Source organism: Streptomyces anulatus (genome assembly GCF_014650675.1).
GTDB lineage: Bacteria > Actinomycetota > Actinomycetes > Streptomycetales > Streptomycetaceae > Streptomyces > Streptomyces anulatus.
Window position 1 is genome coordinate 383,257 of record NZ_BMVK01000007.1, and the last position, 24,681, is coordinate 407,937.

Consider the following 24,681-nt stretch of genomic DNA (forward strand, 5'->3'; position numbering starts at 1 on the left):
CACAAGGCGTTCGTGATCAGGCAACACCGTTCGTTCACAGTGAGGATATGACTGATGTGACCTCCGCGAAGAGCGCCCGCCGTCCGCACCACTGGCGGCGGGACCTGATCGAACTGGCCGCCCTGTTCACCGCCGTGGCCGTGGCCGACGCCATCGCCAACCTCATCGGGCACCAGCCGGACGGGCCCTACCTGCTCGTGGCGTCGGCGGTGGCGCTGGTGGCCACGGCGGCGTTCCACACCTGGTGGGCGCGACGGCACAGTCACGCTCCCCCGTCCGGTGAGGGGGGCTCCGCGCCGGGCGGAGCGGACGCGGCGGAGCACGGGGCGCGGGTCGGCGCGGCGGGCGTGGCCGGGGGCAGCGGTGCGGGCGGGATCGCCGGTGCCGAGGAGACCACGCTGTGGCGGATGCGGACGACCGTGCGCGACGCCCCGGGCAGTCTGGCCGCGCTGTGCGTGGCCCTCGCCGGGCTCCGGGTGGACATCCTCACCCTGGGCACCCACCCGCTCGCGCAGGGGACCGTCGACGAGTTCCTGCTGCGGGCCCCGGCCTCGCTCCAGGCGCAGGAGCTGTCCCGGGAGATCGCGGCCGCCGGCGGCACGTCCACGTGGATCGAGCGGGCGGACGCCCACGATCTGGTCGACATCCCGACCCGGGTGCTGTCGCTGGCCACCCGGACGGCGCTCGATGCGGCCGAACTGCCGCTCGCCCTGCGCCAGTTGCTCGGCCGGTGCACCATCCACTCACTGCCGGCCGTCTCCGTCACCGGCCGCCCGACCGGGGAGAGCGCCCCGGTCGAGGGCGTGCTGGAGGAGACGGTGATGCGGCTGCGGGACCCGTCCGGCGGGGTGATCTCCGTCGAGCGGCCCTATCTGCCCTTCACTCCCACCGAGTTCGCGCGGGCGCGTGCCCTGGTCGAGCTCGACGCCCGGCTCGGCCCGCGGGTGCCGCGCAGCGAGGACGTCCTCACGCTGCCCGAGGGCAACGAGATCACCGTGCGCCGCGCGGACCGGGGCGATCTCGCCGCAGCCCGCGCCATGCACGACCGCTGCTCGCAGCGCACCCTGGGCCTGCGGTACCACGGTCCGGTCTCGGACGCGGACCGCTACCTCGACCACCTGCTGTCCCCCCGCTTCGGCCGCACCCTGGCGGTGCAGACGGCCTCCGGCAAGCTGGTGGCGCTGGGCCACCTCCTCTGGGACGGCGACGAGACCGAGGTCGCCCTCCTCGTCGAGGACGACTGGCAGCGCCGGGGCATCGGCTCCGAGTTGCTGGGCCGCCTGGTGGCGCTCGCCGTGGAGGCGGGCTGCGACAGCGTGTACGCCGTCACGCAGTCCCACAACACCGGCATGGTGGCGGCGATGCGCGCGCTGGAGCTGCCCCTCGACTACCAGATCGAGGAGGGCACGCTCGTCATCACCGCCCGGCTGACGACGGACCGGCCGACGACTGAAGGGTCCGCTCGGCCGTCCGCGCCGACGGAAGGGGCCCGTCGCTGAGCGCCTGGCACAGGTCCGCCCACAGGTCCTCGACGTCCTCCAGGCCGACCGACATCCGCAGCAGCCGGTCGCCGACGCCGGACGCCCGCCGGTCTCCCTCCTCCACGATGCGGTGGCTGATGGAGGCCGGGTGCTGGATCAGCGAGTCCACGCTGCCGAGGCTGACGGCGGGCGTGATGAGCCGCACCCCGGAGATCACCCGGTGCGGGTCCCCGTACACCTCGAAGGAGATCATCGCGCCGCCGATCCGCGGGTAGTGCACCCGGGCGATGCGCGGGTCGGCGGTGAGCCTGCGGACGAGTTCGGCCGCGCTCGTCGAGGCGGCGCGTACGCGTACCGGAAGCGTGGACAAGCCGCGCAGCAGGAGGTAGCCGGCCAGCGGGTGCAGCACTCCGCCGGTGGCGAACCGCACCTGGCGGAGCGTGGCGGCGAACTCCTCGTCACAGGCGACGACGCCGCCCATGACATCGCCGTGGCCACCGAGGTACTTGGTGGCGCTGTGCAGGACGATCCGCGCGCCGTGTTCGACGGGGCGCTGCAGGACGGGGGTGGCGAAGGTGTTGTCGACCAGCAGCGGGACGGTTCCGCAGGCATGGGCGACGGCCCGGATGTCGATCTCGGCCAGCGTCGGGTTGGCCGGCGTCTCGATCATCACGAGCCCGGTGTCCGGGCGGATGGCGTCGGCGATCCCGGCCGGGTCGGTCCAGGTCACCTCGGTGCCCAGCAACCCGGCGCCGAGCAGATGGTCACTGCAGCCGTAGAGCGGGCGGACCGCGACGACATGACGCAGTCCCTGGCTCGCGCGGGCGAGCAGGACCGCGGTCAGCGCCGCCATTCCGCTGGCGAAGGCGACCGCGCTCTCGGCGCCCTCCAGCCGGGCGAGCGCCGTCTCGAAGCGGCCCGTGGTGGGGTTGTCCAGCCGGGCGTAGACGGGCGGCCCGTCGGGGCGGGCGCCGGTGGTGGCGAAGGCGTCGATCCGCATCGCCTCGCCGCGCGAGTCGTAGGAGGGGTAGGTGGTGGACAGGTCGATCGGCGGGGCGTGCAGGCCGAGGGAGGCGAGGTCGTCGCGTCCGGCGTGCACGGCTTCGGTGGCGAGAGCCCTGGACGGGGTGGGGGCAGGGGGCGTCATCGAGACTTCGTTGTCCATGCCGTCACTCTGAACAGCTACCGGTTCGTAGCGGTCGAACCCCGTGCTACGTTCGCCGCATGTCCGATTCCGTCGCTCTCGATCCGGTGGATCTGCAGATTCTGCGGCTGCTGCAGAACGATGCCCGGACCACGTACCGCGAGCTCGCGGCCGAGGTCGGCGTGGCCGCTTCGACCTGCCTGGACCGGGTGGCCCGGCTGCGCCGGTCCGGGGTGATCCTCGGGGACCAACTGCGCCTCGATCCGGCGAAGATCGGCCGGGGTCTCCAGGCGCTGCTCCTGGTGCAGGTCCGGCCGCACCGCCGGGAGCTCATCGGGCCGTTCGTCGACCGCGTCAGGTCCCTGCCGGAGTCGCGTGCGCTCTTCCACCTCACCGGCCCCGACGACTATCTGGTGCAGGTCGCGGTGGCCGACGCGGCGGATCTGCAGCGGCTGGTGCTGGACGAGTTCACCTCGCGCCGGGAGGTGGCCCGGGTGGACACCCGGCTGATCTTCCAGCAGTGGGACTGCGGGCCGCTGCTCCCTCCCGCCGCGGGCTGAGTACCGTGACCACACTCCGGAGACGCACCGGCGACGCCCGCCGGAAGACCCGTACGTGCTGCAAGTGATCGTCTTTCGGACGCCCGGGGGCCCCTGGTGATGACGAGGAGGCCACCGCCGTACGAGGATGTCCGCATGTCAGACACTTCGAGCAGCGCGCTGCCCCGTCAGGTCGCCGACGCCTACGTCGACGCAATCATCGAACTCGACCCCATCACGGGCACCTATCTGGGTGTGTCCGAAAGCTCGCGCCGGCTGCCCGACTTCTCACCGGCGGGCCAGGCCGCGGTCGCCGACCTCATCCGCGCGACGTTGCGGAAGCTGGACGCCGCCGAGCAGCGTCCCGGTGCGGACAGCGATGCCGAGCGGCGCTGCGGACGTCTCCTGCGGGAACGACTGACGGCGGAACTCGCCGTGCACGAGGCCGAGGAGGGGCTGCGGACCGTCTCCAACCTGCAGTCGCCGGCCCACAGCATCACCGAGGTCTTCACCCTCACGCCGACCGCGACGGACGAGGACTGGGCGGCGGTCGTGGAACGGCTGCGCGCGGTGCCCGCCGCGCACGAGGGGTACCGCGCCTCGCTCGCGCTCGGTCTGGAGCGCAAGCTGTACGGTGGCCCCCGCGCGACCGCCACCTTCGTCGGGCAGCTCACGGAGTGGGGCGGGGAAGGCGAGGGCACGGCGTTCTTCGCGGACTTCGTCGCCCCCGGCCCCGCGTCCCTGCGGGCGGAGCTGGACGAGGCCGCCGCTCTGGCGACCGCCTCGGTGCTCTCCCTGCGGGACTGGGTGCGCGACGTGTACGCCCCGGGCATCGAGGGAGCCCCGGACCCGGTCGGCCGGGAGCGCTACGCCCTCTGGTCGCGGCTGTACAACGGCACCGACCTGGATCTCGACGAGGCGTACGCGTACGGCTGGTCCGAATACCACCGGCTGCTCGCCGAGATGAGGACCGAGGCCGAGAAGATCCTGCCCGGCGCCGGCCCCTGGGAGGCGCTCGCCCACCTCGACGTGCACGGCAAGCACATCGAGGGCGTGGACGAGGTCCGCGAGTGGCTGCAGGGTCTGATGGACGAGGCGATCGAGGCGCTGGACGGCACGCACTTCGACCTCGCCGAGCGGGTGCGGAAGGTGGAGTCGCGCATCGCGCCGCCCGGTGGGGCGGCCGCGCCGTACTACACCGGTCCCTCCGAGGACTTCTCCCGCCCCGGGCGCACCTGGCTGCCCACCATGGGCGAGACCCGGTTCCCGGTGTACGACCTGGTCTCGACCTGGTACCACGAGGGCGTCCCCGGCCACCACCTGCAGATCGCGCAGTGGACGCACGTCGCCGACAGCCTCTCCCGCTACCAGGCGTCGGTCGGCATGGTCAGCGCGAACGCCGAGGGCTGGGCGCTGTACGCGGAGCGGCTGATGGACGAGTTGGGCTTCCTGCCCGACGCGGAACGGCGGCTCGGTTATCTGGACGCCCAGATGATGCGCGCCTGCCGGGTGATCGTCGACATCGGCATGCACCTGGAACTGGAGATTCCGGCGGACTCCCCCTTCCACCCGGGCGAGCGCTGGACACCCGATCTGGCCCAGGAGTTCTTCGGCAACCACAGCGGCCGTCCCGCCGACTTCGTGGAGAGCGAGCTGACCCGCTATCTGTCGATGCCGGGCCAGGCCATCGGCTACAAGCTCGGGGAGCGCGCCTGGCTGCTCGGCCGGGAGAACGCGCGCGCCGCGCGCGGCGACGCGTTCGACCTGAAGACCTGGCACATGGCGGCGCTCTCGCAGGGATCGCTGGGCCTGGACGATCTGGTGGACGAGTTGTCGCGGCTCTGATCCGCGTGATGTGTACGGTCCGGAGCCCCTGTCCGTGAAAGTGAGGCAGCCTGTCATGAGCGAGCGGAACGGATTCCTGTTCTGCGCCGACCCGTTGCGGCTCTCCCGGCCCGATCCGCAGTTCTCCGGCGAGGTCGCCGGGGCGCGTGCGGCCGGCGGGCGGATCGCGCTGCTCGATCATGACGCGCTGCTCGCGGGGGACGCGGCCGGGGCGGTGGCCCGGGTCGCGCGGGACTCCGGACCGTACTGGTACCGGGGCTGGATGATCCCCTCCGCCCGGTACGCGGAGCTGGAGGCGGCGCTCGGCGACCGGGGCTGTGCCCTGCTCACCGGCGCCGCCGGCTATCGGCGGGCGCATGAACTCCCCGGTTGGTACGAGGAGTTCGACGGGCTCACGCCGCGCAGCGTGTGGTGCGCCATGGCTCCGGGGGCTCCGCCGCCCACCGCCGACGAGCTGACCGGGCTCGCCGCATCCCTGGGCCCGGGTCCCGGCATCGTGAAGGACTTCGTGAAGTCCCGCAAGCACGAGTGGCACGAGGCGTGTTACGTGCCGGAGCTGGCGGACGGGGAGCGACTGGCCTCCGTGGTGGGCCGCTTCGTGGAGCTGCAGGGCACGTACCTCTCGGGCGGCCTGGTGCTGCGGTCCTTCGAGCCGTTCGTCGCGGGCGGCGAGGCGCGGGTGTGGTGGGTGGACGGGGAGGTGGTGCTCGTCACCGCCCACCCCGACACCCCCGGCTCGGCGCCCGTCCCCGAACCGGCCTCCCTGCGGGAGGCGGTGGGCCGCCTCGGACTGCGCTGGGTCACCACCGACGTGGCGTTGCGCGAGGACGGGGTGTGGCGGGTGGTGGAGGTCGGCGACGGCCAGGTCAGCGGACTTCCCGCCGGGGCGGAGGCCGGGGCTCTGTTCGCCGCGCTGGCGGCCGTCGCACCGCGCTGACCTCCGCCCGGGTCCCGGTATCAGCAGCCGCAGTCGGCGGCGTCGGCCGGCGCGGTGAGCGGGTCGGCGCCGCGCCGCTCGACGCCCTCCCAGGTCTCGAAGGCGAATCCCTCGCGCGCCCAGTACTCGAATCCGCCGAGCATCTCCTTGACCTGGTAACCCAGTTGGGCGAGGGCCAGGGCAGCACGGGTCGCCCCGTTGCAGCCCGGCCCCCAGCAGTACGTGATGACGGGGACGGCCGGGTCCAGCAGCGCCGCCGCCTGCTCGGGGATCAGGGCGGTGGGCAGGTGCACCGCACCGGGCACGTGCCCCTGGTCCCAGGACGCGGTGGAGCGGCTGTCCAGGACGACGAACCCGGGATCACCGTCGGCGGCCAGCGTGGACGCGACGTCGGAGACGTCCGCGTGGAAAGCGAGCGAAGCGCCGAAGTAGGCCGCCGCCGCAGCGGGAGAAGCGGGCGCGACGCGCAGGACGGGGTTGTCGGCCGTGGCCGTGATGTGCGAGGTCATGACCATGAATCTATGACCGGGGAACGGGACCGGGAAGTGAGATTCCCCGGCGCTGCTCTTGATTCGCCGGGGTTTTCCCTGTTCTCTCGGGAGAGTGACCGACTATTCCCCGGACGCCACCGACTGGCGCATCCTCGACGTCCTCCAGCGCGACGGCCGCGCCACTTTCGCCGAGCTCGCACGCGCCGTCGCCATGTCCCCGAGCGCCGTGACGGAGCGGGTGCGCAGGCTGGAGGAGCTGGGGGTGATCAGCGGGTACGCGGCGGTGGTCGACGCCGAGCGGCTCGGGCTGCCCCTTCTCGCCCTGGTGCGCCTGCGCTACCCCAACGGGAACTACAAGCCCTTCCACGATCTCCTGGAGACCACGCCGGAGATCATCGAGGCCCACCACGTCACGGGCGACGACTGCTTCGTCCTCAAGGTCACGGCCCGTTCGATGAGGCATCTGGAGGAGACCACCGGGCGGATCGGCGCGCTGGGTTCCGTCACCACCAGCATCGTGTACTCCTCGCCGCTCCCCCGCCGGGCGATCGGCCGCTGACCCGGCGGGCGTACGCGTGGCCGGGCCGGTCACCGGACGTGTCTCCCGGGCCGTGCCGGTCACAGGCGGTGGCGGACGGAGGAGCCCTGACGCTCCTTCACCACTTCCAGCCGGACCGGGATCCGGCGGCGCAGGTCGGCCACGTGGCTGACGATGCCGACGCTCCGGTCCCGCTCCCGCAGGGAGTCCAGCACGTCGAGCACCTCGTCCAGGGTCTGGTCGTCCAGGCTGCCGAACCCCTCGTCGATGAAGAGGGTGTCCAGGCGTACGCCGCCGGCCTCCTCGGTCACGACGTCGGCGAGGCCCAGCGCGAGCGCCAGCGAGGCGAAGAACGTCTCCCCGCCGGAGAGCGTCGCGGTGTCGCGTTCGCTGCCGGTCCAGGCGTCGACCACATGCAGCCCGAGCCCGGCTCTGCGGCCGCCGGTGCGGGCGTCGGAGTGGACCAGGGTGTAGCGGCCGGAGGACATCCGCTGGAGCCGTGCGGTGGCGGCGGCCGCCACCTGTTCGAGGCGGGCGGCCAGGACGTACGCCTCCAGGCGCATCTTGCGCTCGTTGTCGGCGGAGGTGCCCGCCGCCAGACCGGCGAGCCGGGCGATCCGCTCGTACTCCTGGCGCACCGGGCCCAGCCGCCGCACCTCGTCGGCGGCCTCCCGGGAGAGCCTGGCCAGCTCGGCACAGCGCTCCTCGGCGGCGGCGCGTGCGGAGGAGGCCTCGCGCAGCAGCCATTCCGCTGTGTCGAACTCTCCCTGCGCGGCGGTCGGTCGAGCGGGGGGCTGCTCGGCGGCCTCGCGGGCGTCGCGTTCGGCGCGGCGGTCGGCGACCGCGGCGGCCTCGGCCTGCCAGGCGTCGATGCGGTGCTGGAGGTCGCGTTGGGCGGCGGCGTCGAGGAGGGTCGCGGCGGCGGCCTCCGGGGTGTCGAAACCGGCCCGGAACGCCGCGTCGGAGAGCCGGCCGTCGGCCTCCTTGCGCCTCCGGCCCGTCTCCTGTTCGGCGCGTACGGCCTCGGCGGCCTCCGCGAGCAGCGCCACCCGACGGGTGAGGCGCTCCGCATACGCGGCGACGGACCCGGACTCGCCCCGGACCACGGCGAGTTCGTCCCGCAGCACGGCCTGTTCGCGGTCGAGCGCCTCCCGCCGGGACGTGCGGGCGGCGGCCCGGCGCTCGGCCTCCTGCCGGAGTTCGAGACGCCCGAGGTGCTCGCGCTCCGCGGCGTCGAGGGCCTCGCGGGCGGCGTGCGTCCCGGCGGCGAGGCGGTGCTCCTCGGCATGCTCGGCGGCCAACCGGTCGACGGCGTCCCGGAGTTCGTCGACGGACGGGCCGGGGTCCGCCTTCGTCCCGCCCTCGCCCTCGCCCCCGGCGGGCTCCGCCACGACGTCCGCCGAAGGATCGGGGACGGCCGCCGAGGGATCGGTGACGGTTGCCGGGGGATCCGTGTCGCGGGCCTCCGCGTGTGCGGCGGCGTGGCGTTCGCTGACGAGTCCGAGGGCCTGCTCGGCGCGGGCGCGGGTCTCCTCGGCGCGGCGGTGGGCGGTGAGGGCGGCCTCCTCGGTGGCCCGGTCGACGTGGCCGTCGCCCTCGGTGGCGGGGGCCGGGTGCTCGGCGGAGCCGCAGACGGTGCAGGGCGCGCCGTCGACGAGTCCGGCGGCCAGCTCCGCCGCGATGTCCCGCAGCCGCCGTTCCCGCAGTCCGAGCCAGGTCTCGTGGGCGTCGAGGGCGGCTTCACGGGCCTCGGTGAGCGTCCGCCGGGTGACCAGGACCTCGGCGGCCAGTTCGTCGCGGCGGCGGGCGGCCTCCAGTCTGCGGCGGGCCGGGGCGAGGAGTCCGGCGAGCTGTTCGGCGCGGGTCGCCGCCTCCTGCGCCGTCGCGATACGTTCCCTGAGTCCGGAGTGGACGGCGCCCCAGCCCGCCAGCCAGGCGTCCGCGTCCCGGACGGTCGTGTCGTCGGCCCGGGACTCGCGCTCCAGCCGGTCCCGTTCCTCGTCGATCGCCGCGCTGCGCGCCTCGGCCCGGCGGGCCGACTCCAGGCCGCCCAGCTCCTGCCGGAACCGGCGCTCCAGCTCGGTGAGCCGGTCGGGGCCCGCGTCGGCGAGGTCGGGCGGCAGCTGTGCCCTGGCCCGGTCCAGGGCGTCGCCCGCCCGGCGGTGGGCGCGCTCCGCCTCCTCGCGCAGGTCCAGTGCGGGGGCGACCCGGTCCGCCTTGCGGGCGCGTTCCAGCCGTTCCTGGCAGCGGTCGTGTTCGGGCCGTCGCTCCTCCAGGGCGGCGGCGCGCCGCACGGTCTCCTCGTACCGCTGCTGGAGGCGGGCGCGTTCGCGCTCGGTGTCCAGCGCGTGGCGTGCCGCGCGCTGCCGGCCCTCGGCCTCGCTCACGACGCAGTGGGCGATGTCGAGCCGTTCGCGGGCCGTGGACCGGGCGATCGCGGCCCACTCCAGGACGGCTTCGGCGAGACCGGGTTCGCCGGGCCGGGCGGCGATCGGCGCGGCCTCGGCCCCGACGGGTCCGGCCGCCTGGGCGGTGCGCTGGGCGAGGGCGAGGACCCGCTCGTCGGCGGCGGTGACCCTGGCCTCGGCGCCCCGGCGCAGTTCGGCGAGTCGTTCCTCGACGGCAGCGAAGCGGCGGGTGTCGAAGAGCCGGCCGAGGAGCTTGCCGCGGGCTTCGGCGTCCGCGCGCAGGAAGCGGGCGAAGTCGCCCTGCGGCAACAGGACCACCTGGCAGAACTGGTCCCGGCTCATGCCGATGAGCTGGGTCAGCTCCTCGCCGATCTCCTGGTGCGACTTGCTGAGGGCCTGCCAGCCGCGCTCGGGGTCGTAACCGCGCAGCCGGCTCTGCGCCTTCTCCACGGTGAATCCGTCGCCGCGCTTCTTCGGGCGGGGCTGGGCCGGGCTGCGGGTGACTTCGAGGCGCCGGCCGCCGACAGTCAGCTCCAGCTGGACCTCGGTGGACAGGTCCGCGGGCGCGTGGTCGCTGCGCAGGGAGGCCCCGGGGCTCTGCCGGGCGCCGGGGACGGCTCCGTACAGGGCGAAGCAGACGGCGTCCAGGACGGACGTCTTCCCCGCGCCGGTGGGGCCGTGGAGCAGGAAGAGACCGGCGGAGGAGAGGGCGTCGAAGTCGACTTCCTGGGTGGCGCCGAACGGGCCGAAGGCGGTGATGCTCAGGCGGTGCAGTCTCACCGGGACACCTCGCGCACGGTCTCGTCCACCCGTACGTCGTCGAACGCGGCCCGCAGCACGGTGCGTTCGAGGTCGCTCGGGCCGCTGCCGCCGCGGACATGGGCGACGAAGTCCTCGGCGATCTGGTGGTCGTCGCGGCCCTGGAGGCGCTGCGCGTAGGAAGCCCCCGGGTCGTCCGGTGGCCGCTCGGGGTCGAAGACGAGGCTGAGGGTGTGCGGGAAGCGCCGGGCGAGGCGGGCCATGGGCTCGGCGGGGCGCACCGGGTCGGTGAGGGTGGCCTCGACCCAGGCGTGCTCGTGGCGTTCCAGGACGGGGTCCTCCAGGAGGGTGTCGAGCCGGCCGCGGAGCCGGGCCAGGGGCCGCTCCACGGGGCAGTCGATCCGTTCCTCGGCCGCGATGTCTCCGTCGCCGTCGAGGTCGATGAGCCACATGGTCTTGCGGTGGTCGGCCTCGGAGAAGGAGTAGGCGAGCGGGGAGCCGGAGTAGCGGACCCGGCTCGTGACCCGCTGGGAGCCGTGGAGATGGCCGAGGGCCACGTAGCCGACGCCGTCGAAGACCCCGGCCGGGACCGCCGCGACCCCGCCGACGGTGATGTCGCGCTCGCTGTCGCTGGGCTCCCCGCCCGCCACGAAGGCGTGCGCGAGGACGACGGAGCGGGTGCCCCCGGGGCGGGTGGCGAGGTCGGCGCGGACCCGGTCCATGGCGGCGGTGAGGACGGCCTCATGGCCGGCCTTGGCGGCCCGGAGGGTGTCCTTGACCAGGGCCGGTTCCAGGTAGGGCAGCCCGTAGAACGCCACGTCGCCGTGGTCGTCGGCGAGCACGACCGGGGTGGCGCAGTTCTCCGGGTCGGTCCGCAGGTGGATCCCGGCCCGTTCGAAGAGCCCGGCGCCTACGCCGAGCCGGCGGGCGGAGTCGTGGTTGCCGGAGATCATGACGGTGGGGACGCCCGCGGCGGCGAGCCGGTGCAGTGCGCGGTCGAACAGCTCGACGGCGGTGAGCGGCGGGACGGCCCGGTCGTAGACGTCGCCCGCGACGAGGACGACGTCCACCTCGCGTTCCCGGACGGTCGCCACGAGGTGGTCGAGGTAGGCGGCCTGGGCGTCGAGGAGGGAGACGCGGTGGAAGGACCGGCCCAGGTGCCAGTCCGAGGTGTGCAGGATCCTCACGCCATCACTCCGCCGGACTCGGCCCGCATCGACGTTCCGGTTCCGGCGTGCACCGTCGCTCCGCCGGATCCGGCCCGCATCGTCGTTCCGCCGGTTCCGGCCTGCATCGTCGTCGTCCTCCACCCCGTGGGCCGCGCACCGGCGGCCCGTGATTCCGCTCGGCACCGACCACGCTAACGCCGCCGGGCCGCCGAACCCGCATCGATCATGATTTCGGTGTCCGTGGGATTGCCCTCATCGCGCGCGTTCGGACCCCGGCGTCGTCACACGTCGCCGTACGCCTCGCCGCCCAGCTCCAGCGTGGCGGTCCCGGCGGTCGCGTCGGCCAGCCAGGCGGTGAACGCCTCGACGTCGCCGTCCGGCAGCCCGATGCCGATGGTGACGGCCTCGGCGTACCGCACCTCGCGGACGTCCCGCCCGGTGGCCCGCAGGTCGTTCTCCAGCTTTCCGGCGCGTTGGTGGTCGACCCGGATCGTGGCGAGCCGGAAGCGCTGCCGGGTGATGGTGCCGAGCGCGTCGAGGGCTTCGCCGACCACTCCCCCGTACGCGCGGATCAGTCCGCCCGCGCCGAGTTTGACCCCGCCGTAGTAGCGGGTGACGACCGCCGCGGTGTACCGCACCTCGCGCCGCATGAGCATCTGGAGCATCGGGACGCCCGCGGTTCCGCCGGGTTCGCCGTCGTCGCTCGCCTTCTGCACGGAGGCGTCGGCGCCGATCACGTACGCGAAGCAGTTGTGGGAGGCGGCCGGATGCTCCTTGCGGACGCGGGCGACGAAGTCCTGCGCTTCCTGTTCGGTGGCGGCGGGGGCGAGGGAGCAGAGGAAACGGGATCGGTTGATCTCGCTCTCGTGCACACCCGCGCGGGCGACGGTCCGGTACTGCTCCTGCATCCGTCCACCCTATGCGCCGCCGCGAGGACGGGGCCCGGCGGGAATGAGCGGGCGGGGCTCGTCGGTTGTCCCGGCATGAACGCAGACGACACGTACGCGGCCCCCTCGACGATCAGGCGGATTCTCCAGGACACCGGCGACACCTGGGCGGTGGTGGGCCTGTCCGGCAACCGTTCCCGGGCCGCCTACGGTGTGGCGGAGGTCCTTCAGCGGTTCGGCAAGCGGGTGGTGCCGGTGCATCCGAAGGCCGAGACGGTGCACGGGGAGCAGGGGTACGCCTCGCTCGCGGACATCCCCTTCCCCGTCGACGTGGTGGACGTGTTCGTCAACAGCGAGCTGGCGGGCGGCGTCGCGGACGAGGCGGTGGCGGTGGGGGCGAAGGCGGTGTGGTTCCAGCTCGGCGTCGTGGACCCGGACGCCTTCGAGCGGACGCGCGCGGCCGGGCTGGACATGGTCATGGACCGGTGCCCCGCGATCGAGATCCCGCGGCTGGTCGGACCCGCCTGAGCGGACCGGGTGTACGGACCGGGTGTGCGGGCCGCCCCGGGACGGGAAGGATCCCCGCCGTGGACGACGTACTCGACGCAGACGTGCACGACGCAGATGTGCTCGACGGGGCCCGGACGACGGCCGCTCTGACCGCACTGGGCGTGCGGCCCGGCGATGTGCTCCTGGTGCACGCCTCGCTGCGGTCGCTGGGGCCGGTGGCGGACGGTGCCCGGGGCGTGCTGGGCGCTGTGCGCCGGGCCGTGGGGCCGACGGGGACCCTGGTGGTCCCCGCCTTCACCCCGGAGAACTCCGACACCTCCCCGCACTACCGCGAGCGGGTACGGGGCCTGGACGCGGGGGCCGTCGACGCCGTGCGCGCCTCGATGGAGCCGTACGACCCGGCCGTGACCCCCGCGCCGTCGATGGGCGCGCTGGCCGAGGCCGTACGGACGGCGGCGGGGGCCGGGCGCAGCGCGCATCCGCAGACCTCGTTCGCCGCGCTCGGCCCGGACGCGGCGCGGCTGCTCGCCGGGCACCGGGCCGACTGCCATCTCGGGGAGGACTCGCCGCTGGCCCGGCTGTACGAGGCGGACGCCCGGATTCTGCTGCTCGGCACCGGCTACGCCACCTGTACGGCGTTCCACCTGGGCGAGTACCGGATGCCCGGCCCGCCGCGCCGCAGCTACCGCTGTGTGGTGACGTCGCGGGGGGTGCGCCGGTGGTGGGAGTACGAGGATGTCGCCCTGGACGACGGGGACTTCGCCGTCCTGGGCGCGGCGTTCGAGGATGCCGCAGCCGACGGTGACGTACGCGCGGGGCGGGTGGGCGCGGCAGCCTGCAGGCTCGTCCGGCTGCGCCCCGCCGTCGACTTCGCCACGGACTGGCTCACGGAGCACCGGCGGACCGGCGGCTGAGAGGGAGCCACTGCCCGCACAGGCGCTCTGTCGTGCCGCGTTAGGAGTCCCTAGAGTGACTCTGCTCGAACAGCGGCCGGCGGGGGGACCGAGGCGTGAGGACGTCGCAGCGGGTGGTGCGGAGAAATCGCGTCTTCTCGCGCCTGTTGACCTGCATGGTCTATCTGTCCCTGCTCCTGCTCGCCTACAGCGTGTGGCGTACGAACGCTCCGGACACCCTCACGGACTCCTGGCCGTGGAAGCTCGAACTGCTGGACGGGCAGAGCGCCACGACCGCGGTGGTCGGCAGTATGGGCGCCGCGCTGGCCAGGGGGCAGTACGCGCGAGCTGTCCGCCCCGCGCTCGGGTACTACGGGCGGGCCACGGCCGGCATCGCTCCCGACGACCGGCTCGTCTGGGCCTGCCACGTCGTCAACGCCGCCCAGGACGTGGCCGTGGTCGACGGGATCGCCTACCGGGTCGTCCTCACCGGGGACGCGGACCCCACCGACGACGAGACGGGCTGGGTGGACCGGGAACGGGCGAAGCGGGCGATCGAGGAACGCGGGCCGGTGGACCGGTCGGACTTCTCCCTCCATTTCATCAGCGCCGACAAGCCCCTTCCGGCGCAGGGCCTGATGCTGATCGGCTGGTTCACCGAGGAGGCGATGGCGGAAGTCCGTGACGTCCATGTGCGGCTACGCGTCACGGACCGGGTGGGCGACACCCATGAGCGCATCATCGACGTGCTGAAGGGCGCCGACCGGTCGCTACGGCGCGTCGACCCGCCGCTCTTCTGACCCGGGTCCCGGCGCTCCCGCGCTCAGACGCCGAGGCCCTCGACGAGGACGGCGCCCGGGAGGGCGGCGAGCGCCTTGCCGGGGACGATGAGCTTGCCGCGCCGGCTGCCGCTGCCGATCAGGACCCACTCCTCGTCCACCACGGCGGGGTCCAGCAGGAGGGGCCAGGCGGCGGGCAGGCCGATCGGGGTGATGCCGCCGTACTCCATGCCGCTCTCGCCGACCGCCGTGTCCATCGACGCGAAGGAGGCCTTGCGGGCGCCGAGGTGTCTGCGGACCGCGCCGTTGACGTCGACCCGGGTGCGGGAGAGCACCACGCAGGCGGCGAGGGTGACGTCCTGGCCGCGCTTGCCCGCCACGACGACGCAGTTGGCCGAGGTGTCCAGCAGTTCCACGCCGTGGTGCTCGGCGAAGACCGCGGTGTCGGCGACGGCCGGGTCGCTGTCGACGTGGATGACCTGCTCGGCGGTGAACTCTCCCCAGCCGGCGGTCAGGGCCGCGACGACGGGGGCGGGGAGCAGGTCGAGCCGTTCCGCAGCGGGAGCGGCGTCCTCGAAGGTGCCGATGGGTGCGCGCATGGCGCTCACGCTAACAGCGGCGGGCGCGAGGCCGGCCGGGCGTCTCAGCGGACGGGCGGGATGGCGACGGCCATGGTGAACACGGTCGGTTCGTCGCCCTCGTTGCGGTAGCCGTGCGGCACGTGCGCCTCGAAGGCGGCGGAGGTCCCGGCGGGGACCGGGTGGGTGCGGCCGTCGACGACGAGGGTCAGTTCGCCCTCGGTCGCGTGGAGGAGTTCGACGGTGCCCTCGGGGTGCGGGTCGGAGGTGGTGCCCTCCCCCGGCATCAGCCGGCAGGTCCACAGTTCGAGCGGGCCGCGGGCCTCGGCGCCGACGAGCAGCGTGGTGGAACTCCCCGCCTCGGTGGACCACATACGGACGGCCTGGCTCTCCGGGACCAGCCGGACCTGGGCGCCCTGCTCGTGGTCGAGGAGGGTGGTGATGCTGACGCCGAGCGCGTCGGCCAGCTTGACCGTGGTGCCGACGCTCGGGTTCGTCCGCGCCTGCTCGATCTGGATGATCATCCCGCGGCTGACTCCGGCGCGGGCCGCGAGGGCGTCGAGGGTGAAGCCGCGCTCCCCCCGCCAGCGCTTGAGGTTGCGGGCCAGCGACTGGGTGAGCTGGTCGAGGTCGGACACGTACCGTCCCTGCGGTGGATGGCGGAGTGCGGGTGGCGGAGTGCGGGTACTGAGTGCGGCGTGCTGAGTCGCGTACGGCGCATGCCGGGGTCAAGAATATTGCACTGCCGTACGGTGCACTCCCGCGTCCGGCCGGGTGTGCCGCCACCGCCGCCCTACGGGGTTTCGCAAGCCTCGTCCGGTTCCGCGAGGGCCAGCAACTGCTCGGGGGTGACGCCCTCGGGGATCGGCACGGGCGCGGGTGTGCGCAGGGGCGGCTGCCAGCCCTTCTCGGGGTCCCAGCTGCGGACGACGCGGGCGGGGGCTCCCGCGACCACCGCGTGGTCGGGCACCTCGCCCCGGACGACCGCGCCCGCGGCGACCACCACGTTCCGGCCGAGCCGGGCCCCGGGCAGGATCACCGCGCCGGTGCCGATCCAGCAGCCGGGCCCGATCGCCACCGGTTCCATCCGGGGCCACTGCTTGCCCACGGGCTGGTGCGGGTCGTCGTAGCTGTGGTTGGTCGAGGTGATGTAGACGTACGGGCCGCAGTACGTGTCCGGGCCGATGGTCACCGTCGTGTCCGCGATCACGTGGCTGCCGCGCCCCAGCACCACGCCGTCGCCCAGGGTGAGGACGGTGTCGGGGCCGAGGTCCAGGTCCGGCATCATCCCGGCCGTGAGGGTGACCTGCTCGCCGATGACGCAGTGCGCGCCGAGCTCGATCCACGGCTCCCCGAACACGGTCCCCTGCGGGAAGGCGAGCCGGGTCCCCGTGCCGATCGCGCGGAACCGCAGCCGCCCGGGGTGCTCGGCGGTGACCGCGCCCGCCCGCTGTGCCCAGGCCCAGCCGAGGTGGACCGCGCGGGAGGCGGCGCGGCGCGGCCAGCGGGCGAGGAAGGAGAACGTGTTTCGGTTCTTCGGCACGCGCTCACGGTAGTCGGCGGCGCGGTGGGCGATCCGCGCGATGACCTGTGATGTTCGCCCCACCGGGCGCTGTGCGCCGGGAGTCGTCCCCTACCGTGTGAGTCGGCCCCGACCGGCGGATCCGACCGATTCTGCGGGAAGGCCCAGGAGCACCACACCGGCGCGAAGGAGCAGGCGATGGCGGAGCAGGCGTTGATCACGGGCATGGGCGGCAAGGAGCCGGACATCGACGTGGACGCGTTCGTGGCCCCGACCTCCGTGGTGATCGGCGAGGTGACGCTCGCCCCGGGCTCCAGCGTCTGGTACCAGGCCGTGCTGCGGGCCGACTGCGGTCCCATCACGCTCGGCCCCGACAGCAATATCCAGGACAACTGCAGCGTGCACACCGACCCCGGGTTCCCGCTCACCGTGGGCGCGCGGGTCTCGGTCGGGCACAACGCGGTGCTGCACGGCTGTGTGATCGAGGACGACGTGCTGGTGGGCATGGGCGCCACGGTGCTCAACGGCGCGCACATCGGGGCGGGTTCGCTGGTCGCCGCGCAGGCACTCGTGCCGCAGGGGATGCGGGTGCCGCCGGGCTCGCTCGTCGCGGGGGTGCCCGCGAAGGTGAAGCGGCCGCTGACCGCCGAGGAGCTGGAGGGCATCCGCTTCAACGCGGCCGGGTACGTGGAGCTGGCGAAGGCCCACCGTGAGGCGCACGGGGGCTGACACCCGCGTTCCGGCCGGCAGCGCACCGGGCCGCCGTCCCTCCCGTTCGGGGAGAGGCGGCGGCCCGGGTGCGTACGGCGGTTCTCAGCTGTTGGGGCGCAGGGTCCACACGACGGTCATCTCGCCGGTGACCGCGCCGTCGGCGCGCCGGATCTCGATGGCGACGGGGAATTCCGGCCGCTGTCCGGCATCCAGCTCGGCGACCACGTCGGCGATGGGGCGGCCGAGGGTCGCGGTCGCCGTGACCTCGCCCTTGGCGAGCTTCTTGTAGCCGATCTCGGCCTTCACGGCGAGCGGCACGGCGCGCGACATCTGGTCGCCGAAGGCGGCGATGACGATGGCGCCGCTGGCGGACTCGGCGAGCGTGAACATCGCTCCGGCGTGGGGTCCGCCCAGGTGGTTGTGGTAGTCCGCCTGGTCGGGCAGCCGGACGACGGCGCGCTCCGGGGTCGTCTCCAGGAAGTCGAGGTTGAGGGTCCGGGCCATCGGGACCGTCGCGACGAGCATCTCGCCCACGGTCATCTGTTCAGCGCTCATGCCCGAAGGTTACTCACCAGTAGCACCGTTTGGCCATCCCCTTGTGACGGCTCTGGGACAGGGCGGCCGTAGAAGTGGCCGGGCGGCCCCTCTATGGTTACTGGCCATGTGGCCAGGAACGCAGCCGCCCGGGGGCGAGCAGAACCCGCAGGACCAGAATCAGAACCCGTACCAGCAGCCGGGGTACCAGCAGCCGAATCCCTATCAGCAACCGGGATATCCGCCGCAGGGCCAGCCGGGGCAGCCCACGGAGCCGGGCTACGGGTACCCGCAGGGCCCGCCCGGCGGGCAGCCGGGGTACCAGCAGCCCAATCCCTACCAGCAGCCGACGGTGCCGCAGTACGCCGTCCCGGGTCCGCCCGGCGGGCCGAAGCCCGGCGACGACAAGAAGAAGACGACGATCGTGGCGATCGTCGCGGCCACCGCCGTCGTGGTCGCGGCGGGCGTCACCGGTTTCCTCGTCCTCGGCAAGGACGACGACGGCAAGACCGTCGCCGACGACAAGAAGTCCGCGTCGCCGAGCGCCAAGCCCAGCGCGACGGACACCGGCTCCGCGCCGCCGGCGGAGAACCCGCGAGGCTCCGACAGCGACCCCAAGCCGGTCGTTCCGGGGTGGAAGGTCGTCACCAACCCCAAGTGGGGCACGCAGTTCGACGTTCCCGGCGACTGGGAGGTCGCGAGCTCGGGCATGTTCTCCGGCTTCGAGGACGCCAAGAAGCCCGACGGCCCGCCCGTCGCGGGCTTCTCCGCACCCGCCTACTACAAGAGCAAGTGGTGCATCGACGACTCCGACGGGGACGGCAGCGAGGAGGACACCGGGCTCGCCGGCGTCGGGACGAAGGGCGCCCAGGGCGCCAAGAACACCGACGAGGCCGCGACCAACGAGGCCGCCAACTGGGTGTGGGCCGCCTACGCCCAGCTGGATCCCAAGACCAAGGTCAAGATCGGCAAGCCCAAGCCGTACACCACCGAGTCGGGTCTCTCCGGCAGCGTCGTCCAGGCCACCGCACTGGAGCTGGCCAACAAGGAGAAGTGCGACAGCGACGGAAAGTCGATCGCCTTCTCGTTCAAGAACTCCAAGGGCGACTACTCGACCTGGGTTCTCTACGCCGCCGCCGGCGTCAAGGACGAGCTTCCGGACACCACCATCCAGAAGATCCTGAGCACGGTCCGCCTCTCCGGTCAGCCCACCGGCTGACCGCTCTCCCCGCCGTTCCCGCCGACGAACCGCCCGCCGGAGCCTCAGCCGACGCTGAAGGCTCCGGCGGGCGGTTCGGGCGAGGCGACCGCGTCCACGTCCGCCACCGGGCGGGCCCCGCCGATGAACCGGGTCAGCGCGGGGCCGTGGGTGACCCGTGCCGGAAACGCGTCGGCGGCGCAGGCGCGGACCAGCGGGGCCACGTCGAGGGGCGCGTACGAGGCGAGCAGCACGACGTTGCCGAAGCGCCGCCCGCGCAGCACGGCCGGCTCCCCGATCAGCGCGAGCTCCGGGAAGACCGCGGCGAAGTTCGCCAGCTGGGAGCGGAGGAAGGCGAACGGCGCGCTGTCGGCCAGGTTGGCGGCGTAGATCCCGTCCCCGCGCAGCGCCCGGCCGGCGGCCCGCGCGTACTCGACGGAGGTCAGGTGCGCCGGAACGCGGGAGCCGCCGAAGACGTCCGCGATCAGGAGGTCGGCGGAGGCGGGGGCCGCCGCCTCCAGCCGCTCCCGGGCATCGGCCGCGTGCAGCCGGACGCCGCTCCCGTCGGGCAGCGGCAGATGGTCCCGGACCAGCCGCAGCAGCCCCCGGTCCGCGTCGACGACGTCCTGCCGCGAGCCCGGCCGGGTCGCGGCGACGTAGCGGGGCAGGGTCAGCGCCCCGCCGCCGAGGTGCAGGACGTCCAGCGGCGTGCCCGGTCCGGCCGCGCCGTCCACGACGTGGGCGAGCCGGCGTACGTACTCGAACTCCAGGTAGGACGGGTCGTCGAGGTCGACGTAGGACTGGGGCGCGTCGTCGACCGTGAGCAGCCAGGCCCGGTCGCGGTCCACATCGGGCAGCAGCCGCGCGGTGCCGCAGTCGACCTCGCGGATGACGGGTATCGGCTCGTTCACCTCTCCATTGTCGCCTCCCGCGCCCCGCTGCCCGCCACCCCTGGGACGCAGGGCGGCGGGCAGCGGTGGTGCTCAGAGCAGCGCGGTGACCGTGCCCGCGCCGACCGTGCGGCCGCCCTCGCGGATCGCGAAGCCGAGACCGGACTCCAGTGGCACGTCACGGCCCAGCTCCACGGTCATCGTGACCGTGTCACCGGGGCGCGCGACCGCCGCCTCGCCGAGGTCGACGTCGCCGACGACGTCCGCCGTACGGATGTAGAACTGCGGCCGGTAGCCGGTGGCCACCGGGGTCGACCGGCCGCCCTCCCTCGTCGACAGGACGTACACCTGGGCGGTGAACCGGCGGCTCGGCACCACGCTGCCGGGCGCGGCCACGACATGGCCGCGGCGGACCCGGTCGCGCTCGACCCCGCGCAGCAGCAGCGCGACGTTGTCCCCGGCCTCGGCGGACTCCATCGGCTTGCCGAAGGTCTCCAGACCGGTGACGACCGTCTCGACGTCCGCGCCCAGCACCGCGACCCGGTCGCCGACGCGGACGGTGCCGCGCTCGACCGCGCCGGTGACGACCGTGCCCCGGCCGGTGATGGTCAGGACGTTCTCGACGGACAGCAGGAACGGCGCGTCGGTGTAGCGCACCGGAATCGGTACGTACGTGTCGACGGCGTCCAGCAGCCCTTCGATCGCCGCCGTCCAGCGGGGGTCGCCCTCCAGCGCCTTGAGCCCGGAGACCCGGACCACGGGGACGGTGTCGCCGCCGTACCCGTGCGCGGAGAGCAGCTCGCGGACCTCCAGCTCGACCAGGTCGGTCAGCTCGGGGTCGCCCGCGTCGGCCTTGTTGAGGGCGACGACGATGTGGTCGACCCCCACTTGACGGGCCAGCAGGACGTGCTCGGCGGTCTGCGGCATGATCCCGTCGAGCGCGGAGACGACGAGGATCGCCCCGTCGAGCTGCGCCGCCCCGGTCACCATGTTCTTGATGTAGTCGGCGTGACCGGGCATGTCGACGTGCGCGTAGTGGCGGGTGTCGGTCTCGTACTCGACATGCGCGATGTTGATGGTGATGCCGCGCTGGGCCTCCTCGGGGGCCCGGTCGATCCGGTCGAAGGACACGTAGGAGGTACTGCTGCCGCCGCGCTCGCTGAGGACCTTGGTGATGGCGGCGGTGAGAGTGGTCTTGCCGTGGTCGACGTGGCCCATGGTGCCGATGTTGAGGTGCGGCTTGGTGCGTACGTAAGCCGTCTTGGACATGGCTCGTTCCTTTGAGAACTCGAAGCTGAGAAGAGAAGACCCCAGGGCCCCGCCGACCCTCCCCTTACGGGGTCCGCCGGACTGTCGGGGGAGGGTCAGCTTCGGGCGCCGCCGATGGGCGCTGCGGCAGCGGTGAACGCTGCCGCGAGGACTGCTGCTGCGGCGACCGGGGCGACTGCCTCGGCGACCGGGCCGTTCACGGCAGCCTTCGGCGCGTCCGCGACTGCGGACCGTGCTGCGAGGAAGACGTACCGGAACATGCCCCTGATCATGGCCGGGCGGGGTCGAGGAGTCGAATGGTTTTCGGAGGGGGGGACGCGTCGCTCCCGGCCCGGCCTCAGAGGTTCTTGAGCGCCTCGCGCACGGAGAGCGGCGACAGCCGGGTCCCGGCTCCCCCGACGAAGTCGCGTACGGCGACGGGGTCGGTCTTGGCGTACTCCCGCAGGGCCCAGCCGATCGCCTTGCGGATGAAGAAGTCGGGGTGGTCCGCGCGGCGCAGGCAGTAGCCGAAGAGCCGGTCGGCGTCGGTGTCCTCCCGGTAGCGCAACTGGTGCAGCAGAGCGGTCCGGGCGGCCCAGAGGCTCGGGTCGTCGATCCACCGGTCCATCTCCCGGGCGAGCGCCGGGTCGGCGGCGACCAGGGGGCCCGCGACATGCGCGGCGAGCACGTCCACCGTGTCCCACCAGGGGACGGTGGTCACGAGGTGGTGCAGGACGGGCAGGAAGCCCGAGGTGCAACGGCCCACGTTCCGGCGCAGGTAGTCGGCGGCGAAGTACTGGTACTCCCGCTCCGGCAGCAGCCAGCAGCGCAGCGCGATCGCCGTGCAGTCCGTCTCGTCCGGCCGCCCGGCGCCCGCCAGCACGGTCCGCGACAGGGCCCGGCGCTCGGGGGTGGGGATCCCGAGGAAGGGGGCGACGTGTTTCATGTACGCGGCGGCTCCCTCCGCCCGTACGGGGTCGGCGGCCGGGGCGTAGACGGCGACGAGCCGCTCCAGGACGGTGTCGGCGAGGGCGCTGTCCGGCGGGACGGGGGCGTCGGCGGCGGGGTTCACGCGAGGCACATTACGGCGATCACACAGCGTTTTCGGTTACTCTCCCCGAATGTTCGACCCCGTCCCCGCCGCCCGGCCCGCCACCGGTCCCGCCCTGCGCCTCTCCAGGGCGCTGCTGTCCCCGTGGTCCCGGTTCTCGCTGCTCGTGGTCGTCCTGCTGGCGGCCGCGTCGACGATGCTGCTGTTCGAGCCACACCGGCTGCTGGCCTCGGGCTGGCCGCCCCAGCTGACCGGGGGCACGGCCGCGATGCTCTTCGGGCTGGCGTACGGGGCGCTGACGGTGGCGTTCGTGCCGCGCCCGCTGCTCAACATCGCCGCGGGTGCCCTGTTCGGCGCGCAGACGGGTCTGGCGGCGGCGCTGGCGGGCACGGTGCTGGGCGCGGGCGTGTCGTTCATGCTGGGCCGGGTGCTGGGCCAGGACGCGCTGCGGACGCTGCTGCGCGGGAGGCTCCTCACCGCCGCGGACGGGGTGCTGAGCCGGCACGGCTTCCGGTCCGTCCTGGCGCTGCGGCTCTTCCCCGGGATCCCGTTCGCCGCCGCCAACTACTGCGCGGCGACCTCCCGGATGAGCGCTCCGCCGTTCCTCCTGGCCACCGGGCTCGGGTCGATCCCGAACACGGCGGCGTACGTGATAGCCGGCAGCGAGGCCGCGTCGCCGACCTCGCCGGTGTTCCTGGCCGCCATGGGCTTCATCGTGCTGTCCGCCCTCGGCGGGGCGCTGGTCGCCTGGCGCAAGCGCCACCGGCTCGGCCGGGACACGCCGAAGGACTGAGCGTACGGCGGCACGTGGACGACCGGCGCAGTAGGCCTGACGTTTACTTTCAGGCGATACGCTGCCCGCGACCTCGAAGTCGTTGACCGCACTCCGCACTCCGCACGCAGCCGACGGGCCCAGTCGCCCGTGGCCGATGCACGATCACCTCCGGGATGGCCAAAGCCCCATGAGCTGGTTCGAATCATTCGTCCTGGGACTCGTTCAGGGACTGACCGAGTTCCTGCCGATCTCCTCCAGCGCCCATCTGCGGCTGACCGCCGCGTTCGCCGGCTGGCACGACCCGGGGGCCGCCTTCACCGCCATCAGTCAGATCGGCACGGAGGCGGCGGTGCTCATCTACTTCCGCAAGGACATCGCCCGGATCCTGTCGGCCTGGTTCCGGTCGCTGACGGACCGTTCGATGCGCGGTGACCACGACGCCCAGATGGGCTGGCTGGTCATCGTCGGCTCGATCCCCATCGGTGTGCTGGGCATCACGCTCAAGGACCAGATCGAGGGACCGTTCCGCGATCTGCGGCTGATCGCGACGACGCTGATCGGCATGGGCATCGTGCTGGGCATCGCCGACCGGCTGGCCGCGCGCGACGAGTCCGGTGGCAAGCACCGTGTGGTGAAGGAACGCAAGACGCTCAAGGAGCTGGGGGTCAGGGACGGTCTGATCTTCGGGTTCTGCCAGGCGATGGCGCTGATCCCCGGGGTCTCCCGGTCGGGCGCGACGATCAGCGGTGGTCTGCTGATGGGCTACACCCGCGAGTCGGCCGCCCGCTACTCGTTCCTGCTGGCGATCCCCGCGGTGCTCGCCTCGGGCGCCTACGAACTCAAGGACGTGGGCGAGGGGCATATCTCCTGGGGCCCGACGATCTTCGCGACCCTGGTGGCGTTCGTCGTCGGATACGCCGTCATCGCTTGGTTCATGAAGTTCATCACGACCAAGAGCTTCATGCCGTTCGTCATCTACCGCATCCTGCTCGGCATCGTCCTCTTCATTCTGATCTGGGCCGGGGTGCTCAGCCCGCACGCGGGTGAGTCGGCGGGCTGATCTCATCGGTGTGCGTCCCGCCCGGGAGCAGCCGGGCGGGACGATCCAGCAGCGCAGCAGCCAGCAGCGCGGATAGATGTCCCCACCGTACGGCGGGGGTCTGACAACTCCACCGGCCCGAGGCCTACCGCGCCTCGGACCTGCGGAGGCTTCGGACCCGCGGAGGCGTCAGGCCGGTGGAGGCGTCAGGCCGGTGGCGGACAGGACCGCGTCGACCGTCTCGTCCACGGTCAGTTCCGCGCTGTCGATCCAGATCTTCTCGTCGGCCAGTTCGGTGCGCATGGCGTCGTCCAGCGGGGACCAGTCCGTCGTCAGCGTCTTGTCCCGGGAGAGGTTGCGCTCCATGGCCTTCGCGGCGCCCGGAGCCAGGACCACGCAGTGCAGCGGTACGCCGGTGAGCGTGGCGCGGTAGAAGTCGAGGTGGGCGCGGCGTACGACGACGTCGTCGATGACCGGGAGGAAGCCCGCGGCGGCGAAACTGCCCGCCAGCAGGCAGGCGTTGCGGGCCCGGAGGAAGATCTGCCGGTCCGCCTCCTCGTCCCCGTCGGGCGAGGGCCACCGGCCGCCGGAGACGATGAGTTCCTGGAGGGCGTCCACCTCGATGTGGGCGGAGGCGGCGAAGCGGGCGGCGAGAGCCGAGGCCACCGTGCTCTTGCCGCTGCCGGGGATGCCGATCAACAGGACGGCGCCCGCCGCCGGTTCGGTGTCCACCGGAACCTCTGTCCACCCCATGG

At 73.3% G+C, this 24,681-nt stretch carries 26 protein-coding genes; 12 read left to right on the plus strand and 14 right to left on the minus strand.

Annotation, left to right across the window (positions count from 1 at the left end; translation table 11 throughout):
* The first annotated feature begins 56 nt into the window (after nucleotides 1-56).
* Complete coding sequence (locus tag IE272_RS20220) at nucleotides 57-1,499, plus strand: GNAT family N-acetyltransferase (RefSeq protein ID WP_190007446.1); 1,443 nt, start codon at nucleotides 57-59, stop codon at nucleotides 1,497-1,499.
* Here the strand turns inward: IE272_RS20220 and IE272_RS20225 are convergent.
* Nucleotides 1,417-2,646, minus strand: a complete 1,230-nt coding sequence (locus IE272_RS20225; RefSeq protein WP_050357702.1) for a trans-sulfuration enzyme family protein — start codon at nucleotides 2,644-2,646, stop codon at nucleotides 1,417-1,419. The two genes, IE272_RS20220 and IE272_RS20225, sit on opposite strands and share 83 nt — an antisense overlap.
* Before the next feature lie 59 nt (nucleotides 2,647-2,705).
* On the opposite strand from IE272_RS20225, the gene IE272_RS20230 reads away from it, so the two are divergent.
* The 3 genes from IE272_RS20230 (at nucleotide 2,706) to IE272_RS20240 (ending at nucleotide 5,946) form a co-directional block, all read left to right on the plus strand.
* Nucleotides 2,706-3,185 carry an Lrp/AsnC family transcriptional regulator gene (locus IE272_RS20230; RefSeq protein WP_050357703.1) on the plus strand — a complete coding sequence of 160 codons (480 nt, stop codon included), beginning with the start codon at nucleotides 2,706-2,708 and terminating at the stop codon, nucleotides 3,183-3,185.
* 135 nt (nucleotides 3,186-3,320) lie between these two features.
* Complete coding sequence (locus IE272_RS20235; RefSeq protein WP_050357704.1) at nucleotides 3,321-5,009, plus strand: DUF885 domain-containing protein; 1,689 nt, start codon at nucleotides 3,321-3,323, stop codon at nucleotides 5,007-5,009.
* 55 nt (nucleotides 5,010-5,064) lie between these two features.
* The gene (locus IE272_RS20240; RefSeq protein ID WP_190007417.1) at nucleotides 5,065-5,946 is read left to right on the plus strand and encodes an ATP-grasp domain-containing protein; all 882 of its coding nucleotides are present in this window, start codon (nucleotides 5,065-5,067) and stop codon (nucleotides 5,944-5,946) included.
* 20 nt (nucleotides 5,947-5,966) lie between these two features.
* On the opposite strand, the gene IE272_RS20245 is transcribed toward IE272_RS20240, so the two are convergent.
* The gene (locus tag IE272_RS20245; protein WP_190007418.1) at nucleotides 5,967-6,461 is read right to left on the minus strand and encodes a rhodanese-like domain-containing protein; all 495 of its coding nucleotides are present in this window, start codon (nucleotides 6,459-6,461) and stop codon (nucleotides 5,967-5,969) included.
* A gap of 88 nt (nucleotides 6,462-6,549) precedes the next feature.
* On the opposite strand from IE272_RS20245, the gene IE272_RS20250 reads away from it, so the two are divergent.
* Complete coding sequence (locus tag IE272_RS20250) at nucleotides 6,550-6,996, plus strand: Lrp/AsnC family transcriptional regulator (RefSeq protein ID WP_190007419.1); 447 nt, start codon at nucleotides 6,550-6,552, stop codon at nucleotides 6,994-6,996.
* A 59-nt stretch (nucleotides 6,997-7,055) separates the two neighbouring features.
* Here IE272_RS20250 and IE272_RS20255 read toward each other — a convergent pair whose 3' ends face one another.
* The 3 genes from IE272_RS20255 to IE272_RS20265 form a co-directional block, all read right to left on the minus strand.
* Nucleotides 7,056-10,163 (minus strand): AAA family ATPase, encoded by a 3,108-nt coding sequence (locus IE272_RS20255; RefSeq protein WP_190007420.1) that lies wholly within the window; start codon nucleotides 10,161-10,163, stop codon nucleotides 7,056-7,058.
* Nucleotides 10,160-11,329, minus strand: coding sequence for an exonuclease SbcCD subunit D (locus IE272_RS20260; RefSeq protein WP_190007421.1), 1,170 nt, complete (start codon nucleotides 11,327-11,329; stop codon nucleotides 10,160-10,162). Before IE272_RS20260 ends, IE272_RS20255 begins: the two co-directional genes overlap by 4 nt.
* A gap of 263 nt (nucleotides 11,330-11,592) precedes the next feature.
* Entirely contained in the window at nucleotides 11,593-12,219 is a 627-nt protein-coding gene (locus tag IE272_RS20265; protein ID WP_056699643.1) for a YigZ family protein, read from the minus strand.
* A gap of 75 nt (nucleotides 12,220-12,294) precedes the next feature.
* Between IE272_RS20265 and IE272_RS20270 the strand changes: the two genes are divergently transcribed.
* The 3 genes from IE272_RS20270 (at nucleotide 12,295) to IE272_RS20280 (ending at nucleotide 14,401) form a co-directional block, all read left to right on the plus strand.
* Nucleotides 12,295-12,726, plus strand: a complete 432-nt coding sequence (locus IE272_RS20270) for a CoA-binding protein (protein WP_098891317.1) — start codon at nucleotides 12,295-12,297, stop codon at nucleotides 12,724-12,726.
* 59 nt (nucleotides 12,727-12,785) lie between these two features.
* The gene (locus tag IE272_RS20275; RefSeq protein WP_056699648.1) at nucleotides 12,786-13,622 is read left to right on the plus strand and encodes an AAC(3) family N-acetyltransferase; all 837 of its coding nucleotides are present in this window, start codon (nucleotides 12,786-12,788) and stop codon (nucleotides 13,620-13,622) included.
* A gap of 95 nt (nucleotides 13,623-13,717) precedes the next feature.
* Nucleotides 13,718-14,401 carry a hypothetical protein gene (locus IE272_RS20280; RefSeq protein ID WP_073960031.1) on the plus strand — a complete coding sequence of 228 codons (684 nt, stop codon included), beginning with the start codon at nucleotides 13,718-13,720 and terminating at the stop codon, nucleotides 14,399-14,401.
* A gap of 23 nt (nucleotides 14,402-14,424) precedes the next feature.
* Here the strand turns inward: IE272_RS20280 and IE272_RS20285 are convergent, their stop codons facing one another.
* From IE272_RS20285 to IE272_RS20295, 3 genes are all read right to left on the minus strand, one after another.
* Nucleotides 14,425-14,979 (minus strand): YbaK/EbsC family protein, encoded by a 555-nt coding sequence (locus IE272_RS20285; protein ID WP_050357715.1) that lies wholly within the window; start codon nucleotides 14,977-14,979, stop codon nucleotides 14,425-14,427.
* Nucleotides 14,980-15,023: 44 nt separating this feature from the next.
* Nucleotides 15,024-15,596, minus strand: coding sequence for a helix-turn-helix domain-containing protein (locus IE272_RS20290; protein WP_050357716.1), 573 nt, complete (start codon nucleotides 15,594-15,596; stop codon nucleotides 15,024-15,026).
* 155 nt (nucleotides 15,597-15,751) lie between these two features.
* Nucleotides 15,752-16,501, minus strand: coding sequence for an acyltransferase (locus tag IE272_RS20295; RefSeq protein WP_056699783.1), 750 nt, complete (start codon nucleotides 16,499-16,501; stop codon nucleotides 15,752-15,754).
* Between the two features lie 177 nt (nucleotides 16,502-16,678).
* Between IE272_RS20295 and IE272_RS20300 the strand changes: the two genes are divergently transcribed.
* On the plus strand, nucleotides 16,679-17,209 hold the full coding sequence (locus tag IE272_RS20300) for a gamma carbonic anhydrase family protein (RefSeq protein WP_007453770.1): 531 nt from the start codon (nucleotides 16,679-16,681) through the stop codon (nucleotides 17,207-17,209).
* Nucleotides 17,210-17,293: 84 nt separating this feature from the next.
* Here the strand turns inward: IE272_RS20300 and IE272_RS20305 are convergent, their stop codons facing one another.
* On the minus strand, nucleotides 17,294-17,731 hold the full coding sequence (locus IE272_RS20305) for a DUF4442 domain-containing protein (RefSeq protein ID WP_032792876.1): 438 nt from the start codon (nucleotides 17,729-17,731) through the stop codon (nucleotides 17,294-17,296).
* 121 nt (nucleotides 17,732-17,852) lie between these two features.
* On the opposite strand from IE272_RS20305, the gene IE272_RS20310 reads away from it, so the two are divergent.
* A complete protein-coding gene (locus IE272_RS20310) occupies nucleotides 17,853-18,944 on the plus strand; it encodes a DUF8017 domain-containing protein (RefSeq protein WP_190007422.1) in 1,092 nt (363 codons plus the stop codon).
* A 44-nt stretch (nucleotides 18,945-18,988) separates the two neighbouring features.
* Here the strand turns inward: IE272_RS20310 and IE272_RS20315 are convergent, their stop codons facing one another.
* The 4 genes from IE272_RS20315 to IE272_RS20330 all read right to left on the minus strand — a co-directional run bounded on the left by IE272_RS20315 (nucleotide 18,989) and on the right by IE272_RS20330 (nucleotide 22,133).
* Nucleotides 18,989-19,834, minus strand: coding sequence for a spermidine synthase (locus IE272_RS20315; RefSeq protein ID WP_007453776.1), 846 nt, complete (start codon nucleotides 19,832-19,834; stop codon nucleotides 18,989-18,991).
* A 72-nt stretch (nucleotides 19,835-19,906) separates the two neighbouring features.
* Nucleotides 19,907-21,082 (minus strand): elongation factor Tu, encoded by a 1,176-nt coding sequence (gene tuf / locus IE272_RS20320; RefSeq protein ID WP_073960029.1) that lies wholly within the window; start codon nucleotides 21,080-21,082, stop codon nucleotides 19,907-19,909.
* A gap of 95 nt (nucleotides 21,083-21,177) precedes the next feature.
* Nucleotides 21,178-21,342 carry a hypothetical protein gene (locus IE272_RS20325; RefSeq protein ID WP_176739410.1) on the minus strand — a complete coding sequence of 55 codons (165 nt, stop codon included), beginning with the start codon at nucleotides 21,340-21,342 and terminating at the stop codon, nucleotides 21,178-21,180.
* A 77-nt stretch (nucleotides 21,343-21,419) separates the two neighbouring features.
* A complete protein-coding gene (locus IE272_RS20330; protein WP_057661549.1) occupies nucleotides 21,420-22,133 on the minus strand; it encodes a DNA alkylation repair protein in 714 nt (237 codons plus the stop codon).
* A 49-nt stretch (nucleotides 22,134-22,182) separates the two neighbouring features.
* On the opposite strand from IE272_RS20330, the gene IE272_RS20335 reads away from it, so the two are divergent.
* Both IE272_RS20335 and IE272_RS20340 read left to right on the plus strand, forming a co-directional pair.
* Nucleotides 22,183-22,905: a TVP38/TMEM64 family protein gene (locus tag IE272_RS20335; protein ID WP_050357721.1), complete on the plus strand. Its 723-nt coding sequence runs from the start codon at nucleotides 22,183-22,185 to the stop codon at nucleotides 22,903-22,905.
* A gap of 169 nt (nucleotides 22,906-23,074) precedes the next feature.
* Nucleotides 23,075-23,947: an undecaprenyl-diphosphate phosphatase gene (locus IE272_RS20340; RefSeq protein WP_056699660.1), complete on the plus strand. Its 873-nt coding sequence runs from the start codon at nucleotides 23,075-23,077 to the stop codon at nucleotides 23,945-23,947.
* A gap of 168 nt (nucleotides 23,948-24,115) precedes the next feature.
* Here IE272_RS20340 and IE272_RS20345 read toward each other — a convergent pair whose 3' ends face one another.
* Entirely contained in the window at nucleotides 24,116-24,679 is a 564-nt protein-coding gene (locus IE272_RS20345) for an AAA family ATPase (protein WP_056699662.1), read from the minus strand.
* Nucleotides 24,680-24,681: the final 2 nt, after the last annotated feature.